Origin of the sequence: Falsihalocynthiibacter sp. CO-5D18 (genome assembly GCF_041205445.1) — a bacterium.
Classification (GTDB): Bacteria; Pseudomonadota; Alphaproteobacteria; order Rhodobacterales; family Rhodobacteraceae; genus Falsihalocynthiibacter; species Falsihalocynthiibacter arcticus.
Genome location: NZ_JBGFCF010000020.1, coordinates 19,773 through 36,446 on the forward strand (window position 1 = coordinate 19,773; position 16,674 = coordinate 36,446).

Here is a 16,674-nt window from a genome sequence, read left to right on the forward strand (position 1 = left end):
TCCTTCAACAGGCGGGTTTGGCGGCGGGGGCCGCCGAAAGGGTGCAGTCGGGTTGCGACAAGAAGGCCACCGAAATGAAATGCGCGTTGGCCGCGATGAAAATTCCGACAAAAGCCACGGCCGCTATTATGGCCAATCTACGCTGTGAGGTTGCGGTCATTGGGGTGCCTCCTGTGCCAATTCGACAACGTAAAGCGCGAGCAGATTTATCTCGGCGTTGGAGAGGCGATCCGACCAAGATGGCATCACGCCCCGTCGCCCGTTGCGCAATGTTTGCAGGACGGTATGCGGGTCTTGCCCATAAATAACGGCAGCGTCCGTGAGGGAGGGCGCGCCGTTTTCCAGCCCGCCTTCGCCAGTTTCGCCGTGGCACGCGCTACAGTTTTCCTCAAACAGGAGGGTCGCGGGGGCGTTGGGGTTCATCGCGCCAGCGGGCAGGGTGGACACCAGATCGGCAAGGGCGGTGAGTTCGTCGGATTCCATCCAATCGAACGCGGGCATTTCCGCAAAACGGGTGTCCTCATGCGGGGCATTGATGCCGACGCGCAGGGTCTCGGCGATAATTTCAGGGTCGCTGCTCCAAAGCCAAGTGGCATCATTCAGCGCGGGAAACCCCGGTCCGCCGCCCCCTTCGGTACCGTGACAGGCGGCGCAATTGTCCAGAAACAGGCGATTGGCCGCGGGCATGGCGAGCGCCATCAGGGGGGCATCGTCGCGAAGGTGCGCGACATCTTCGGTATCAAACTGCGTCATCCAATCGCTACGTTTTGCGTCCAAATCTTGCAAGCCTTCGAGAGCCTGTTGCTCCTGACTGAGGCCAAGAAGACCGCGCGTGTAATCCTTGCCGATGGGCCACGCGGGCAAAAGCACCCAAGTGATGACGGCATATAGAAATGTTAGCACCAGCGCCCAAATCACGATTTTCGGAAACGGGGTATTGAGTTCCTTAATGCCGTTCCAATCGTGGCCAGTGGTTTCATAGCCGGTGACAGGATCGACTTCAGGGGGCTCGTGATGGGGGCCGCTCATTGGTTTTCCTCCTCCAATTGGTCGGGGAGGATGGAGCGGGCGGCGCGGTCATGCTCGGCGCGGCGTTTGGGACTATAGGCGCGGATCACGACGATCAGGAAGAACCCCATCATCCAGATCGGGCCGAAAATTTTGGCGACAACAACGAGGGTTTCGTAGGTCATTCGACGTCTCCCGCTTGGATTTCATAGGCCGCATTTGTCAGGGTGCCGAGGGATTGCAGATAGGCCACCACCGCATCCATTTCGGTCAATCGCGATGGGTCGCCATCAAATGCGCGGACCGCAATATCATCGCCATAGTGTTCAAGCAGGGCGTCGACATTGTCGGAATCCGGTTGGCTTTGGGCCGTTGCATCGGTAAGGGCCGACGCGATCATGTCGGGATTATAGGGCACGCCTAGACGGGCGAGCGTTGCGAGTTGGCGCTCCAAAAGCTCGGTGTCGAGCGGCTCCATAAGCCACGGATAGGCGGGCATGATCGAGGCGGGAACCACGTCGCGCGGATTGATCAAATGCAGGCGGTGCCAGTCGTCGGAGTATTTTTCGCCTTGCCGCGCGAGGTCGGGGCCAGTGCGTTTTGAGCCCCACAGCATCGGGTGATCGTAGGCACTTTCGGCGGCGAGGGAGTAGGGGCCGTAACGGTCCAACTCATCGGCGAGGCTGCGGATCATTTGGCTGTGACAGGCGTAGCATCCCTCGCGAATATAGATTTCGCGCCCCGCCAACTCGAGCGGTGTATGGGGGCGCATATCGTCTGGCACCTCGATGGTTTCGTCGATCACAAACAGAGGCGCGATTTCCACGATGCCGCCGATGGAGGCGGCAAAAATGATGCCCACAACCAGACCCATGGAGACTTTTTCAAGATTATAATGCAGCTTTAACATGGTCTACTCCGCCGCTTGTGGCTTGAGAGGAAAATCGAGCGGTTCGTGCAACGGGTCCGCAGAGCGGAACGTGGCCCAGCAGTTTACTGCACAGATTATCGCGCCCGTCAGGAACATCAGCCCCCCGATTGTGCGCAGCAGATAATAGGGAGCCATCGCCTGAACCGACTCAACGAAGCTATAGGACAGCGCGCCGCTTTCGTCATAGGCCCGCCACATCAAACCCTGCGTAATCCCCGCGTTCCACATTGAGATCACGTAGATCAGCGTACCACTTACGGCGAGCCAGAAATGCCACTCAATCGCACGCGGCGAGGCCATGGTTTCACGGCCCGAAATTTGCGGCACCAAGGTATAGATCGCGCCGAAGATGATCATCGCAACCCAGCCAAGCGTGCCGGAATGCACGTGTCCGATGGTCCAATCGGTATAGTGACTTAGGGAGTTCACTGGACGGATCGCCATGAAGGAGCCCTCAAACGTTGAGAGCCCGTAGAACACCGCTGCGACGAACATGAACCGCAAAGTCGCGTCATCGCGTACCTTGTGCCACGCACCGTTTAGGGTGGCGATGGCATTGCCCGCAGACGCCCAAGACGGCACCAAAAGCATGATCGAAAACGTCATGCCGAGGGTCTGAACCCAATAGGGAAGGGCGGTGTAATGCAGGTGGTGCGAGCCAACCCAGATATAGAAAAACACGATGCCCCAGAAGCTGACGATTGACAGGCGATATGACCAAATCGGACGCCCAGAGCGGACAGGCAGGAAGTAATAGAGCATCCCCAGAAACCCAGCGGTCAGGAAAAACGCGACGGCGTTGTGCCCATACCACCACTGGATCATGGCGTCCTGAACCCCCGCCCAAATGGTGAAGCTATCGGCGGCACCAAAACTCACAGGTAGGGCAAGATTGTTGACAATATGCAGCATCGCAACAACGAGGATAAAGGCCATATAGTACCAGTTCGCCACGTAAATATGCGGCTCATGGCGGCGGGCCAAAGTGCGGATATAGAGGGTGAAATAGATCACCCAAACGACGACCAACCACAGATCGGCATACCACTCGGCTTCGGCGTATTCTTTGGATTGGGTGCTGCCCATTAGGTAGCCCGTTACAGCCCAAACGCAGAATAGATTGAAGCCGATGAGGATGAACCAAGGGCTGATGGAATCCGCGAGACGGGTGCGGGCCGTGCGCTGAAGCACGTAGAAAGACGTGGCAATCAGGGCGTTACCGCCAAAGCCGAAAATCACGCTGGTTGTGTGTACGGGGCGCAAGCGGCCAAAGCTGGTCCAGCCGACGGCGGGCGTTGCTTCTGGCCAATAAAGAAGGGCGGCGACCCAAACACCGACCCCCATGCCGAGAATGGCCCAGATTAACGTCATATGGATTCCGAACCGCGTGGGCCGGTCATAATATTGGTTGGCACGATCTGCGTTGGGTTCAGGATCATAGAAGGCGCCGCCGATGCTAAAAACCAGATACAGGCCTAAAACCATGGCCATTGTGCCATGAACCGCCATCACGCCGTGACGCGCGCCTGCGGCCATGAGCAAGCCAAGGAGGACAAGAGCGACCGCGAGGCCAAAGCCGACCCGCCGTTCAGATTGACTGAGTGTTGCGGCTGCGGTCATGCTAAAATTCCTTTGGGGTAACAAGTGGGGCGAGGGCGATATCTGCCAATGTCTCGCGATCAAGATCAGCCAAAAAGGCCCTTTCGGCGGAGCGAAGTTTGGCTTTTAACCGACAGCGCCCGTCGATTGTGCAATCGCCACCACTCGCGCCAAAGCATTCAACAAGCGGCTGGCCATCTTCGAGCAACCTTACAAGCTCCCCGAGGCGAATGTCCGTGGCCGCCCGTGCCAGGGTCGCTCCACCACCACTACCACGACGGGTTGTGACGATGCCACCCGCAGCCAGTCGTTGCATGATTTTGGTCAGGTGATTGCGCGACAATTCAAACTCATCCGCCAATTCTGCGGTCGAAAACGCGCGCTCTGGGGCGCTTGCCATACGCATAAGCATACGCAGGCCGTAATCGGTGAAGGAGGTGAGGCGCATGAAGGGCTCCGCATTAAATAGGTATCTATAGTACCTATTATCAGAGCGAGCCAAGAATGCAAGCAGGAATTGCTTCGGCAGGCGGTGAGATCTTTTCGAATCACTTTTGGTCAGTGACGGGGTTTGGCAAAAAATAGAGCCTATTGTTTTCTAACTTAATGAAAATACATGATTATATTTTGTCATACATTATACTTGATTTTGTCGGACATTATATCGTAGCGTTACTTCAGAAGGTTCATGGGGGTCACGGTTTTGCCAGATCAAACGCAACAATCAAAACGAGATCGGGCGCAACAAGTCGCCCAAGCGCTCGATTTATTAGAAGCGGGCAACAGTAAGCGTGACGTGCTGGATGCGCTGTCCTTAATGATTGAACGCGCGGGTTTGGGGATTGGGGATAGCTTGCCGCCCGAGGTTCAGATTGCCCAGAAACTGGGAGTTGGGCGTGCCAAAGTGCGCGAGGCTTTGACCGCATGGCAAAACATGGGGATCGTGACGCGCAACAAAAAGGCGGGCACACGGTTGGCCGCCGAAGTCTGGTCCAATTCCATCCATATGCCTGTGACGCTCAAGCTCGAAGCCGAGAGCCTTTTGCGGACCCATTCCGTGCGCCGACCACTTGAAATCGAGACATCGCGCTTGGCCGCACGCTATGCGAATGACGAACAAAAGCGCGAAATTTATCGACGCGTTTTGGAACTGATGCGCATTTATGACGCTGGCGGCGATTGGCGCGCGGCAGATTACGAATTTCACCGCGCTTTGCACGAAGCCTCGGGAAATCCGCTTTTCGGACAACTCATTCGGCAAATTCAGCAAGGCTTTAACGAAATTTACGAAACACCCTTTGGCCAACCACATTTGGGCCAAGCTTCAATTCCCCTGCATTTGGGGCTCGCAGATGCGGTAATTGCCAATGACGAAAATGCCGCTGCGAGAATTACGGATGAGATTATGAACTTAGTAGAACAAAATGTCCGCGAGATTATGGAGACCTATAATGGTTGAAAGCGACAATATATCCACCTTGCTTGCCTCCGTTCTTGACGATGTACACGGCTCTATTGTGCCGCCAATCGTGCAAACGTCGCTGTTTGCGTTTGATAATTATCAGGCGTTTGAGGACCGGATGGCGGGGCGCACAAATACGGCGATTTATACCCGTGTGCAAAACCCGACCGTAGCGGCGTTTGAAGGATTGATGGCAAAAGCCGAGAAGGGCGAGGCCGCAGTTGGCTTTGCCTCCGGCATCGCGGCGATTACGTCGACCTTGCTTGCGTTCCTGAAACCTGGTGATCGGGTGGCCTGTGTTGAGCATGTTTATCCGGACACGTTCAAGTTTATGGAGCAGATGTTGCGTCCCTTTGGGATTGAAACAACCTATCATACCGCCAGTGCGTTTGAGGATGATCCTGACCTTCTGAAAGGGGTCAAGATTGCTTATCTCGAAAGCCCAAGTTCGGTTATTTTCGTGTCCGTTGACCTCGCGAAAGTGGCGGGACATGCCGCGCGGCACGGTACGCTGACGATGATCGACAACTCGTGGGCGACGCCTGTTTTCCAAAACCCGCTGACCTTGGGCATTGATATCGTTATCCATTCGGCGTCGAAATACATCTCGGGGCACTCGGATACTGTGGCCGGTGTCGTGGTGTCTTCCGCTGAGCATATCGGGAAAATTCGTGATCTGACGCTGCCACTCTTGGGGGCGAAACTTGCGCCGTTTGAGGCCTTCTTGCTGGTGCGTGGAATGCGCACCCTCAACGCGCGGATGATGCAACATCAAGCGACGGCGAACCTGTTTATCGATCGCCTTGCCTCGCTGCCGCAGGTGCGCAAAATCAACAGCCCCGGCGCGAACCACGTGCCCGGATTGACGGGACGAAGCGGCTTGATGTCGATTGAATTCGACGAAAGCGTGGACATTCCGAAATTCTCGGATGCGCTGCAATACTTTCGCCTTGGCGTGAGTTGGGGCGGGTTTGAGAGCCTTCTTCTACCAGCGAAAGTGGGCCTAGCCCAAGCTGGTGAGCAAAATTCGATGCAAAAATTTGGTGTTTCTCCCCAGCTGGTCAGACTCAGCCTTGGGTTGGAGGATCCAGAAGATCTTTGGGCGGACTTTAGTGCCGCCCTGAGCCAAAGCGCGGCCTAAAAAGGCATAAAAAGACGCTCGTATTAACGTTCAACAAGGATGGAGACTATGACAAAAAATCTACTTACCGCATTAAGCGCTGCTGCCATGCTGATGGCTTCAAGTGCATATGCCGACACCACGCTTAAGCTGGTTGAAGTGATCACCAGCCCCGAGCGCACCGAAGTTTTGCAGGGCATGGTCGATGCTTACGAGGCTGCAAATCCCGGTGTGACGGTCGAAATTACCAGCCTCCCATGGGGTCAGGCGTTTGAAAAACTCGCGACGATGGTTGCGGGCGGCGACATCCCTGACGTGGTCGAAATGCCCGACACATGGCAAGCGCTTTATGCGGGGTCGGGTCAGTTGGCCAGCCTTGCGGGCTATGTTGACGGCTGGGAAAACGGCAGCACCCTCACCGAAAAAACATTGGCGATGGGCAGTCAGGCGGGCGATCTTTATATGATCCCTTACGGCTTCTATTTGCGGGCGATGTTCTACAACAAAAAACTCCTTGCCGAAGCGGGTGTAGACACCCCTCCTGCAACGATGGAAGAGTTCATGGCGGCCTCTGCGGCGGTGTCTGAACTTGAGGGTAAATCTGGGTATTGTCTGCGTGGCGGTCCAGGTGGCACCAACGGTTGGATCATGTTCGCGGCCACAATGAACGGCACGAATGAGTTCTTTACCGAGGATGGCCAGAGCCGCATCAACGAGCCAAAATCCGTTGAGGGCATTCAGTTCATGATCGATATGTATCAGAAGGGATATGCGCCCAAAGACAGTGTAAACTGGGGCTTTAACGAGATCGTCGCGGGTTTTTATTCCGGAACCTGCGCCTTCCTTGACCAAGACCCAGACGCGCTGATTGCGATTTCCGAACGGATGCCCGCCGAAGATTTCGCGGTTATTCCGATGCCCGTTGGACCCTCTGGCAAAGCCTTCCCAACAATCGGTTTCGCCGGTTGGTCGATCTTTGACTCCTCCGAGCACAAGGACGATGCGTGGAATTTGGTGGCTGCCCTGTCAAACCCAGATGCGAACGCGACTTGGGCCAAACGTGTAGGCGTTATTCCAATTCACACAGGCGCCGATCAGGACCCTTATTTCCAATCGGAACAGTTTGCGGGATGGTTTGCCGAGTTGAATGGCGAACAATATGAGCCGACCGTTATGCCAACCTATCTTGAGCAATGGGGCTATTTCGGCAGCACCATTTTGCTGGAAACCAGCCAAGAGGCGCTTTTGGGTCAGCGGACCGCACAAGAAGTTGCGGATGAATGGGCCGAATTGCTCACTGCTGAATATGCAAAATGGAAAGCTGCGCAGTGATTTCGCGCAAACATACAACAGCTTCGCCCGGGGGAACCCGGGCTAGGCGCTCGCTTTACTGGCAATATATGGTGGAGCCTTTCCTCTATCTATCGCCCGCTATTTTCCTGATTGGGGCGGTGATCATGATCCCGTTGATCATCGGGATTTCCTATTCCTTTCAGTCTATTAACCTGCTTAAGCCCTTTGAATCGGGTTGGGTTGGTTTTGAGAATTATCAGGCGCTTTGGTCTGATGCCAAATTCTGGCTCGCCCTGAAAAATACCTTCTGGTGGACCTTCTATTCGATCAGCTTTCAGTTCATGCTCGGCCTTGGTCTGGCGATGTTGTTGAACACGCAATTCTTTGGCAAGAAGCTGTTTCAGGCGCTGGTGTTCCTGCCCTGGGCGGTGCCAACTTTCCTCTCGGCACTGACGTGGGCGTGGCTGTTTAACCCTGTGATTGGGCCTTTGCCGCATTGGATGGCCAGCCTCGGAATCCTGTCGGAGCCCTATAATATTATGGGCGATCCTGATTTGGCGCTTTGGGGGCCGATCGTTGCCAACATCTGGTTTGGCGTGCCGTTTTTCGCGATTACCTTACTGGCCGCATTGCAATCCATCCCTGGGGAGCTTTTTGAAGCCGCTGAAATTGATGGCGCTTCGGCGTGGCAAACCTTCTCCAAAATTACCCTGCCGTTTTTGGCCCCGATGATCGCCATCACCATTTTGCTGCGCACCATCTGGATCGCCAATTTCGCCGACCTTATCTATGTGATGACTGGCGGCGGCCCCGCGAATTCGACGCAAATCGCCAGCTCCTATATTTTCACCACCGCCTTTCGCAAACTTGATTTCGGATATGCTTCGGCCATCGCCGTCGCCCTTCTGGGCATCCTGTTGGTCTATGCGGTGGTCCTACTTTGGCTTCGCAAGAAGCTGGTCAAGGTCTGAGGTTTATTATGTCAATCACACGCAAACGCCCCGTCCTGACCGTTGGAAAATACGCCGCTCTTTTGGCCTATCTCAGCTTCGCGCTTTTTCCGCTGTACTGGCTGTTTAAAATCGCCATTACGCCGGATAAGTTGATCTACACCGAGGGCACGAAACTTTGGCCGTCGAGCTATACGTTTGAAAATTTCGGCACGGTGATTTTTCAAACCGATTTTCTTCAGTATTTCGGAAACTCTCTCTATGTGTCTCTGGGAACGGCGGCGCTGACAACGTTTTTTGCGGCGGGGGCGGGCTATGCGTTTTCGCGGTTTGATTTCGCGGGGAAAAAGCTGATCGTGGCGATTATGCTCATCACCCAGATGTTTCCGCTGTTGATGATTATCGCGCCGATTTACAAGATCGTGGCCTCGCTTGGGATGCTCAATTCGCTGACCTCGCTGATCGTGGTTTACACCGCGTTCAACATTCCCTTCGCGACGTTCCTGATGCAGTCCTTCTTTGATGGTATTCCCAAGGATCTTGAGGAAGCGGCGATGATGGATGGTTGCACACGGTTTCAGGCTCTGCGCCAAGTGATTTTCCCGCTGACGCTTCCCGGATTGGGGGCGACACTCGGATTTGTCTTTACGGCGGCATGGTCGGAACTCTTGTTCGCACTCATGCTTATTTCCAAAAACGAGGCCATGACTTTCCCTGTTGGGTTGCTCACTTTCGTTTCGAAATTTTCGGTGGATTGGGGGCAAATGATGGCTGCTGGCGTGTTGGCGCTGATCCCGAGCTGTCTCTTCTTCATCTTCATTCAACGCTACCTCGTTCAGGGCCTCACGTCCGGCGCGGTAAAAGGATAAGGGGCCAAACATATGGCACGTATCGAACTCAAAGATGTGGTGAAACGCTATGGCTCCGTTGAGGTGCTGCGCGATATTAACCTTGATATTCAGGACGGCGAATTCGTGGTTCTGGTGGGGCCGTCGGGCTGTGGAAAATCCACGTTATTGCGCATGATTGCCGGGTTAGAGCCTATTACCTCGGGTGAATTCCTGATTGACGGCGAAATCATGAATGACGTGCGGCCGCGGGATCGCGACATCGCGATGGTGTTTCAATCCTATGCGCTTTATCCGCATATGAGCGTGGCGCGCAATATGGGCTTCTCGATGGAGATCCGAAAAGACCCCGCAAATGAGCGTGTTTCTCGGGTAAAGCAGGCGGCTAAAACCCTTGGATTGACGGCTCTAACCGAGCGTTTGCCCAAGGCGCTTTCGGGGGGCCAGCGCCAACGTGTTGCGATGGGTCGCGCCATTATCCGCGACCCGCGCGCCTTTTTGTTTGACGAACCGCTCTCGAATCTTGATGCGGCCCTGCGGGTTGAAATGCGGCTGGAAATTGCGCGACTTCACCAAAAGCTTGGCGCGACGATGGTCTATGTGACCCATGATCAGGTCGAGGCGCTCACTCTGGCGGATCGGATCGTGGTCTTGGATGGGGGCGACATCCAACAAGTCGGCTCGCCGCTTGATCTCTATGAACGTCCCGCGAATAAATTCGTGGCCCAATTTATCGGGTCGCCCACAATGAATGTGGTGCCCGTAAAGGGGCAATCCGGTGGAGTGACGACGGCCGATGGTGTGACGATCCCATTGCCACATTTGCCAGACACGCTGGCCGCCGTTGAGATGGGTATTCGTCCCGAACATATCGACGTCGTAGACCCAAACGCAGGGCACTTGGTCGGAATCGCTGACGTGGTCGAGCATTTGGGATCGGACACTAATATCTATGTCAACGTTGAGGGGCTTGGTCCTTTGATGGTGCGCAAACACGGAAATATTCCCGCCAAATCTGGTGATCGGCTTGGCCTGCGCATTCAATCCGAAAATGCCCATATTTTCGCAGCGGGTGGCACGGCTTTGCGGCGGGTTACATCCGCGACAGCTTAAACCGGCAGTAATGTACGCGGCGTTGTCGCAACCAAGGAGAGTTGTCCGAGTTTTTGCAATAATTATCGAAATGAACTCGTTGGATGACATTAGAAAAACGATTAAGGGATTCAGACTAAGTCTCGTGCCTGCCGTCAATTTGTGGGATGCGGTGATCTTTCGCGCAACTTGTCATCACCAAAGCTGCCATCAAATAGACGTTTTTCAGCGTGAAACAATTCGGTTATGAAGGTTCGGAACACCGTCAATCGGGCCGTGTGGCGCAAATCACGCCGAAAGAGGAACCAAAGTTCACTATCGTAATACGATTGCATCGGGGCGACGCGGGTCAGTTCCGGATCAGTATCCCCGATCCTACAGGGCAGTTCGGCAATGCCCAGACCGCTGCGTGCCGAGACGTGCAATGCGGTCTGGGACGAGATTTCGACCGCCTGACGCGCGGTAGAATAGTGATTGTGCTAGGCGACGCGAAACCGTCGAGTGGTTCACTCCAAGTGTACGCGCTGCGCCTGCAATATTTCTGGCCCGTGCGATTGCCAAAAAGACGCGGTAGTCATTCCAATCCATCAACTCTCGCTTCCTCCGACTCCTATTTTTGCACGGTAGATTTGCATAGATTGCCAATTTTTGGACGGCCTTTGATCATGTATGCAGGAAAAAAATGGAGGAAGTAAAATGACCAACACAACTGAACTCAAGAACCACTTGCAAGAACAAGTTGTCAGGATGTATGCCTGCCTAGATGCCGAAGATGTCGGCGGATACATGGCTTTCTTTACCGAGGACGCTTCGTTCGAAAGCCTGTTTGGTGCCATGCAGGGACGTGAGACGATCCGCGACTTCATGACCAACCATGTTGCGTCTGGGATGGAACATGGAGTGCGTCATTTTTTGAGTAACTTCTATCTTGATGTGGATGGCACCACCGGGAAGCTTAGTTTTTATGTCGCCAAGATGCAGGTGAAAGTCGGGCCAAGTTTGATCGGTTCCGCCGCAGCAGAGTGCCATTTCGATATGTCTCAGGGCGACACGCCTTTGAACAAGATCATCTTACACATTGATGAGGCATCCCTGACCACACCCGATGAATTGTGATGGGCATTGAAGCAAAACGGAGCCGGATCCGTCGCGCCGTGTTATTGGAGGTACCCCTGTGGGTAGTTTGAAAAGCAGTCATTTGTTCGAACAGACAGAATTCACACTTTGTTCGCCGAACCGCCAGAAAGTTTCAATTTTGATACCAAAGAGCAATTCAAACGGCGGTTTACCCCCTCTGAACAAGTGGTAACTTGCTACGTTTTGAAGCCATTGTTTTTCCAGCGACATCGCGCCCAACTAGACGCCCAAAAACGGCGGCCCTGCGCCTGTTAAATGCCGGTTTGCTGATTTAGGGATCATTCGAAAATAAATTAGGTTTTAGTCAGATAGGCGAACTAGAGCCTTAATTAAATAACGGAGACTTAATATTAAAACTGTCCTCACAACGACCGCCGCCATTCTTGCTTTTACTGTCCCTACTTGGGCTGCCAGCGTGTCCGAACTGGATACCAATGGGGATGGCATGGTGACAATTGATGAGCTGAAAGTCGTCAGTCCTGAAATCGCCGATGAAACCTTTGCCGCTCTGTATCCGTTCAGGCCTTTGGCGAAGGTGGTGGTTGATCTTACTCCTTTACGGTCCTCAAAAAACAAGCGTTTGACGATCCAACCACCATCACAGCTCAGCATTCTAAAGTGCTGAGCTGTGGCTCTTGTTTCGCACAAAAGCTGGGATATTCATAAGACAAGCGTTTGTTGAACGCCCCATCTGTCCGCAAACCACTCACCTCCGACAGCGGTATAGAAGCACTGGGTTTTTGACCGTCTGTACTCCTTGGCATGACCAAGGCTTATCCGTTGGCGGGCGTTAGTTATCTTAGCTGTGATTTTGGTATGCTCAGATAATTGCCTAGACTGAAGTTTTGGGTGGCAGCAACAGTCACTCGGAAGCCCCTGTAAGGAATTCTTCAGCTTTGCTGGAAGCCAAATCCAAAAAATGCGGCCCTTGAAGGGATCACTTTAATCCGCTCTCATGATCTCAATATCTGCTGCCGCGCCTCTTTCTGAGCCGCGGCAGAGGTTGTCTGCAAGGCCGCTTGATGTCGCGTCGATCTGCACGGCAACCGGAGCTCTAATCAACCCACGTATCGCTATCCTTCAGAAACCTATCGTAACGTTCGGCAGTGTCTTGAACGTCGTCCATTACTTTCGCGCGTTCTTGATCGAGACAGCGCAGGTAGCGTTGCGCGTCGCTGAAATAATGCTCAAACTCTTGTCGGAATTCTTCTTGGTATTCCCGGGCCACGTCAGCGTTTGTGCGAGGGGGAGCAGCAGGTGGATCACAGAAGGCTTGCGCTGCGGACGAGAGGGCGAGAAAGGGCAACAGGAGGGCCAAAATAAAACGCGTCATTCTTCTAAGGCCCCGTCGTGGCTTCGGACATTCTCTGTTGAGTTCTATTTTGGACGTATCATCCAAAGCGGCGGTCTTCGATTTGGAGAACCGTCCAGCGCTGCAGGATCAATCGCTGAAAAGTGCCAACTGACAACAGCCAGTTCGTTGCCGTGAACGAAGTATTCAGAGTCAGTAGCCTGATGAAGAGCACTAACAACCCTACACCCGTATTTCGGAACGTGACAACGCCCTACGTTCGCGCAAGAATGTGAATAACCCTGTGCCAATGACGATAGCAGCTCCGAGTAAGGTCAGTGCATCGGGGCGCTCGTTGAAAACCAACACGCCGATAACAAGTGAAAACAACAGGCGTGTGTAGCGAAACGGGGTGACGGTCGAGGCGTCGCCTACGCGCATGGCCGCTACAATGCCGTAGTAGCCGGCACCGCCAAAAAAAACACCGCCGACAAAATAGGCGGCTTCTAGCTCTGAAACGGCAACCAGCGTATCCGAGCTCAAAAACAGCAGTATTGTGCCCGCAACAATCAGCGATGCGAAGGCTTGGAATGAGATTACTGTTGAAGCGACATTCTCAGGAATTCTGCGGGTGATCAGATCACGCGCTGCAACGCCAACAACTGAGATGAGTACTAAAAGCACGGCAGGGTCAAAGCCGCTGAGGCCTGGCCTGATGATGATTAAAACTCCGATAAAACCGACCGTAATCGCAGTCCAACGCCGCCAACCTACCTGTTCCCCCAAAAATAACGCGGCCCCCATTGTGATGACCAAAGGCGTCACTTGAAACACGGCGGCAACTGTGGAAATGGGGACCAAGGATAGGGAAGTTACAAAAGCAACGGCTGCGATGGCGTCGGCCGATGCGCGCGCGATGGTTGCACGCGTCCAGACGTGTGCTGCGAATATGTTGTGCCCCTTGATGTATGCCATGAGCGCGAAACCGATGGAACTACAGGCGCCAAGCACAATCAAAATCTGACCTGTGGAGATTGTGCTGGAGAGTAGTTTTACAAACAAATCTTCCAGCGCGAATCCAGCCATAGCGGCGATCATCAGCAATATGCCGTTGAGGTTGTTCATACAGTCTTTCCAGAGAGATACTGTGCTTTGGGCACTATCGCCTTTGGCATGTTTAATTTTGGTTCATGTCAAACTTAGAATTGGACTGGGTGCAAGACCTATATTGGCCCTCGCGGACTCAACCCAAGAAATCAACAATCCTGTTTCCTCGCCGCGCTGCGGGCGGCACCGATGCCCGCGATGAGGCGACCTGAGCGTAGGGCCCCCAAGTACTGGCGCGAAGGGGGATCACCATCCAAAAAACTAGGGTCGCCTCGGCGCCCGGATGGGGCTTGAGAGGCGGAGGTTGACGTCCCTGTGGGCCGCCAATTCAGCCACAGGGCTGAACGCTGCACGCCAAAATTGAGCATTCTACTTCTTAACGTACTTGGACCCTTTAGTTTTGACAGTGGGCCAAGCTCTGAAGTTGAATGCAGTTGCAGGATATATGCAACGTAAACGCAACAATGTGTGAGGGTGGTTTTGGGGCGGTTGAAGAGGGCAGACAGAGACAAGATTGAAACCCGCCTAAGGGCGGGCGAGAGCGTTGCTCTTATCGCTAAGATTTTTGAGGTCAACCGAACAACAATTTGGCGCGTGAAGCGGCGTTTAGAGGAACAGAAGGAGGCGGCTTCGGCAGTCATTCCCATCGCTTTGAGGGCGTCTCGGGCAGAAGTTCACGCTCTGGAGGCGGTGATTGAGCGTTCGGGTAGTCCTACGAAGTCCGCATTTCTACGCTCGATGCTGCGCAAAACGCTTGGGTTTTACGAGCCAGAGGAGGAAAGTGCACAGGCGTTGCGCGATGTTCACAGTGAATTATCCAAGGTTGGTGCCAACATTAATCAGATCGCAAAAGCCATGAACCGCGCGCAAAAGATCAACGGAAAGGCCAGTCCCTCCACGCAAGACCTCGCCAAAATTTATGCCTTGTCTGACGCGTTGATCCAGCTCTCGCAGTTTCACCGGACGCTCTTCAATCATACGCAGACCCGCAGCGCGCATGTTTTGACCCTGATTGAGAGCGACGATCATGGGGCATAGTTACTCCCCTGTAGATGCTGTCATGGGGCGGCTTTTTGACGATAAGCATAAGAAGAAATCCGGGGGGCAAGAGCGCCCCAGGCGGGGGCATTCGAGTGCGCAGCGTTTGGCGCGCACGGCCCAGGCGCAGCGCCCGAGTGCCGTGTTCAAACTCATTCGCAGCGGCGGCACGACAAGTCGCGCGGGGCTGAAGGGGCAGCTTGAGTATGTGTTCGACAAGGCGGACGATGTGCTTGATGCGCAGGGCCGCTATGAAGGGCAGGGCGGTCTTTCCAATGCCGATATGAATCGTGTAACGCGGCTTTGGGAGGGTGATATGTGGGGCACTGCCAAGACGGGGTATACGTCGCATTTGTTGCTGAGCTATCCCATTGGAACCGCTGTAGGCGATGTATCCGCAATCACCAAAGCTGTCTGCGAAGAGATGTTTCAATCCGGGGACGTTCATTACGATTACGTGGCGGGCATTCACACGGATCGGGATCATCCGCACGCGCATGTGATTGTGAATCGTCGGGGGATGACGGTCGGTTAATGACCCTGCGCCGAGGAACGGATCTAAGCTACGAAACTTTCCGCGACAGTATGGTCATTCACGGGGAGCGGCGCGGTGTTTATATGGAATCTGGATCTCGGTTTGAGAAAGGCCTCACGGATCGCGCTCCAACGGCACGGGAGGTTTACCAGGCCACAGATGAAGGCCGCGGGCCGGACTCGACACCCCGTACGGGTGCCGCTTTGGCCTACGCGCTCAAAGAAGTTGACGAAGCCGCTGCCCTTTACAGCGCGGTTGCCGTTCTGGCCGCGAACGATGGTTTCTCGACTCTCACGAAACTCTGCACCATGGCTGCATCTCATCTTTCGAGCCATCAACCCCTGCAAGGAAATCCACCAATGGACGGCAGCGACCTTTCTGAAGCGGAAGCTTTTGACCAAAAACTGGAACAACTTGACGGGTATTTAACGCAGGCGCGCGCAGGAATTGACCAAGCCGCACCGAGCGCGCGGCCAGCGTTGCAGCGGGCCTATTCCGATATCATGACCGAGGCCACAAAACTCAATCCAAAGGCGATGGCGGCGCAATCCTTCCATCAGGATGCGGGCAAGGTTAGCCCCTATGGCGCAGACTTTATGATGGATCGGGATGTGCTGAGCACGCCGGATGTTCGCGCCAATATCATTGAAAGCCTTGAAGGGACAGGGATTGATCCCGTTGAGGTCATCGCTCGGATGGAAGTCACCGCGACCAATGAATATTTGGAGCAACGTTGGGCGTTGAGTGACATGGAGGCTATTGCCCGACAGCAAGGATTGGATATCTCCGACACGGGGGATTTCCGACAGGTGAACTTGGGTTTGAATGATGCTTATGAAAACATTCGCCTTGGGTTGATCGAGGCAGGTGTTGCGCAGGATCGTCACGACGAAGTAGCTGATTTCGAGCAGAACACCCTTCACGAACCCGCCAGTAAATCAGAAGCCATTTTGAAAGACGCCGCCGAGAGGTTTCTCGCAAAAGACAAGATCAATGTTGAGGGCGAACGCAGAGACATGGTTGATGCTTTGCGTGATCATCTGGGGCCGGATCAGGTGCGCCGCACCCTTGACGGAGGGGCCGACGATCTAGATGGCCTGACAGGCAATCACAATGCCAGTCAATATCTGCGTTTGGAATTGTTGAAAGACGAACGCCTTCAGGGTCGGGATATCGACCAAAAGATAATGGATGGCCTCTCAACCGATGTCGCCAAGGTCCACGCCCCCAAAGGGCGCGAGCGCGACGGCTTGGAACACTGAT

General features: G+C 54.3%; 20 protein-coding genes. 11 read left to right on the top strand and 9 right to left on the bottom strand.

Annotation, left to right across the window (positions count from 1 at the left end):
• Window positions 1–4: 4 nt before the first annotated feature.
• From AB9F27_RS19775 to AB9F27_RS19800, 6 genes are read right to left on the bottom strand one after another with little or no spacing between them, the layout of a single operon-like run.
• Window positions 5–160, bottom strand: a complete 156-nt coding sequence (locus AB9F27_RS19775; protein WP_335586178.1) for a hypothetical protein — start codon at window positions 158–160, stop codon at window positions 5–7.
• Entirely contained in the window at window positions 157–1,029 is an 873-nt protein-coding gene (gene ccoP / locus AB9F27_RS19780; RefSeq protein WP_335586177.1) for a cytochrome-c oxidase, cbb3-type subunit III, read from the bottom strand. Before ccoP ends, AB9F27_RS19775 begins: the two co-directional genes overlap by 4 nt.
• The gene (locus AB9F27_RS19785; protein WP_335586176.1) at window positions 1,026–1,193 is read right to left on the bottom strand and encodes a cbb3-type cytochrome c oxidase subunit 3; all 168 of its coding nucleotides are present in this window, start codon (window positions 1,191–1,193) and stop codon (window positions 1,026–1,028) included. The genes ccoP and AB9F27_RS19785 overlap by 4 nt, the downstream gene beginning before the upstream one ends.
• Complete coding sequence (gene ccoO, locus AB9F27_RS19790) at window positions 1,190–1,918, bottom strand: cytochrome-c oxidase, cbb3-type subunit II (RefSeq protein WP_335586175.1); 729 nt, start codon at window positions 1,916–1,918, stop codon at window positions 1,190–1,192. Before ccoO ends, AB9F27_RS19785 begins: the two co-directional genes overlap by 4 nt.
• A gap of 3 nt (window positions 1,919–1,921) precedes the next feature.
• Window positions 1,922–3,559 (bottom strand): cytochrome-c oxidase, cbb3-type subunit I, encoded by a 1,638-nt coding sequence (ccoN, locus tag AB9F27_RS19795; protein ID WP_335586174.1) that lies wholly within the window; start codon window positions 3,557–3,559, stop codon window positions 1,922–1,924.
• A 1-nt stretch (window position 3,560) separates the two neighbouring features.
• Window positions 3,561–3,986, bottom strand: coding sequence for an Rrf2 family transcriptional regulator (locus AB9F27_RS19800; protein ID WP_335586173.1), 426 nt, complete (start codon window positions 3,984–3,986; stop codon window positions 3,561–3,563).
• 240 nt (window positions 3,987–4,226) lie between these two features.
• On the opposite strand from AB9F27_RS19800, the gene AB9F27_RS19805 reads away from it, so the two are divergent.
• From AB9F27_RS19805 to AB9F27_RS19830, 6 genes are all read left to right on the top strand, one after another.
• Window positions 4,227–4,997 carry an FCD domain-containing protein gene (locus AB9F27_RS19805; protein WP_335586172.1) on the top strand — a complete coding sequence of 257 codons (771 nt, stop codon included), beginning with the start codon at window positions 4,227–4,229 and terminating at the stop codon, window positions 4,995–4,997.
• Complete coding sequence (locus AB9F27_RS19810; protein ID WP_335586171.1) at window positions 4,990–6,141, top strand: PLP-dependent transferase; 1,152 nt, start codon at window positions 4,990–4,992, stop codon at window positions 6,139–6,141. The genes AB9F27_RS19805 and AB9F27_RS19810 overlap by 8 nt, the downstream gene beginning before the upstream one ends.
• 48 nt (window positions 6,142–6,189) lie before the next feature.
• Window positions 6,190–7,452: a sugar ABC transporter substrate-binding protein gene (locus tag AB9F27_RS19815; protein WP_335586170.1), complete on the top strand. Its 1,263-nt coding sequence runs from the start codon at window positions 6,190–6,192 to the stop codon at window positions 7,450–7,452.
• A 68-nt stretch (window positions 7,453–7,520) separates the two neighbouring features.
• Window positions 7,521–8,384: a sugar ABC transporter permease gene (locus AB9F27_RS19820; RefSeq protein WP_335586169.1), complete on the top strand. Its 864-nt coding sequence runs from the start codon at window positions 7,521–7,523 to the stop codon at window positions 8,382–8,384.
• An 8-nt stretch (window positions 8,385–8,392) separates the two neighbouring features.
• Window positions 8,393–9,232: a carbohydrate ABC transporter permease gene (locus tag AB9F27_RS19825; RefSeq protein ID WP_335586168.1), complete on the top strand. Its 840-nt coding sequence runs from the start codon at window positions 8,393–8,395 to the stop codon at window positions 9,230–9,232.
• 12 nt (window positions 9,233–9,244) lie between these two features.
• On the top strand, window positions 9,245–10,324 hold the full coding sequence (locus AB9F27_RS19830; RefSeq protein WP_335586167.1) for a sn-glycerol-3-phosphate ABC transporter ATP-binding protein UgpC: 1,080 nt from the start codon (window positions 9,245–9,247) through the stop codon (window positions 10,322–10,324).
• Window positions 10,325–10,678: 354 nt separating this feature from the next.
• Here AB9F27_RS19830 and AB9F27_RS19835 read toward each other — a convergent pair whose 3' ends face one another.
• Window positions 10,679–10,891 (bottom strand): LysR family transcriptional regulator, encoded by a 213-nt coding sequence (locus AB9F27_RS19835; protein WP_369756864.1) that lies wholly within the window; start codon window positions 10,889–10,891, stop codon window positions 10,679–10,681.
• Window positions 10,892–10,999: 108 nt separating this feature from the next.
• Here AB9F27_RS19835 and AB9F27_RS19840 point away from each other — a divergent pair, with 108 nt between their 5' ends.
• Together AB9F27_RS19840 and AB9F27_RS19845 are read left to right on the top strand one after the other, a co-directional pair.
• On the top strand, window positions 11,000–11,419 hold the full coding sequence (locus AB9F27_RS19840) for a nuclear transport factor 2 family protein (protein ID WP_335586166.1): 420 nt from the start codon (window positions 11,000–11,002) through the stop codon (window positions 11,417–11,419).
• Window positions 11,420–11,885: 466 nt separating this feature from the next.
• The gene (locus AB9F27_RS19845; RefSeq protein ID WP_335586165.1) at window positions 11,886–12,065 is read left to right on the top strand and encodes a hypothetical protein; all 180 of its coding nucleotides are present in this window, start codon (window positions 11,886–11,888) and stop codon (window positions 12,063–12,065) included.
• Between the two features lie 429 nt (window positions 12,066–12,494).
• Here the strand turns inward: AB9F27_RS19845 and AB9F27_RS19850 are convergent, their stop codons facing one another.
• Window positions 12,495–12,773 (bottom strand): hypothetical protein, encoded by a 279-nt coding sequence (locus tag AB9F27_RS19850; RefSeq protein WP_335586164.1) that lies wholly within the window; start codon window positions 12,771–12,773, stop codon window positions 12,495–12,497.
• Window positions 12,774–12,974: 201 nt separating this feature from the next.
• On the bottom strand, window positions 12,975–13,856 hold the full coding sequence (locus tag AB9F27_RS19855; protein ID WP_369758033.1) for a DMT family transporter: 882 nt from the start codon (window positions 13,854–13,856) through the stop codon (window positions 12,975–12,977).
• A 471-nt stretch (window positions 13,857–14,327) separates the two neighbouring features.
• On the opposite strand from AB9F27_RS19855, the gene mobC reads away from it, so the two are divergent.
• From mobC to AB9F27_RS19870, 3 genes are read left to right on the top strand one after another with little or no spacing between them, the layout of a single operon-like run.
• Entirely contained in the window at window positions 14,328–14,876 is a 549-nt protein-coding gene (gene mobC / locus AB9F27_RS19860) for a plasmid mobilization relaxosome protein MobC (RefSeq protein ID WP_335586162.1), read from the top strand.
• The gene (locus AB9F27_RS19865; RefSeq protein ID WP_335586161.1) at window positions 14,866–15,411 is read left to right on the top strand and encodes a relaxase/mobilization nuclease domain-containing protein; all 546 of its coding nucleotides are present in this window, start codon (window positions 14,866–14,868) and stop codon (window positions 15,409–15,411) included. Before mobC ends, AB9F27_RS19865 begins: the two co-directional genes overlap by 11 nt.
• Window positions 15,411–16,673 carry a hypothetical protein gene (locus AB9F27_RS19870; RefSeq protein WP_369758035.1) on the top strand — a complete coding sequence of 421 codons (1,263 nt, stop codon included), beginning with the start codon at window positions 15,411–15,413 and terminating at the stop codon, window positions 16,671–16,673. The genes AB9F27_RS19865 and AB9F27_RS19870 overlap by 1 nt, the downstream gene beginning before the upstream one ends.
• The last annotated feature ends 1 nt before the right edge of the window (window position 16,674 follow it).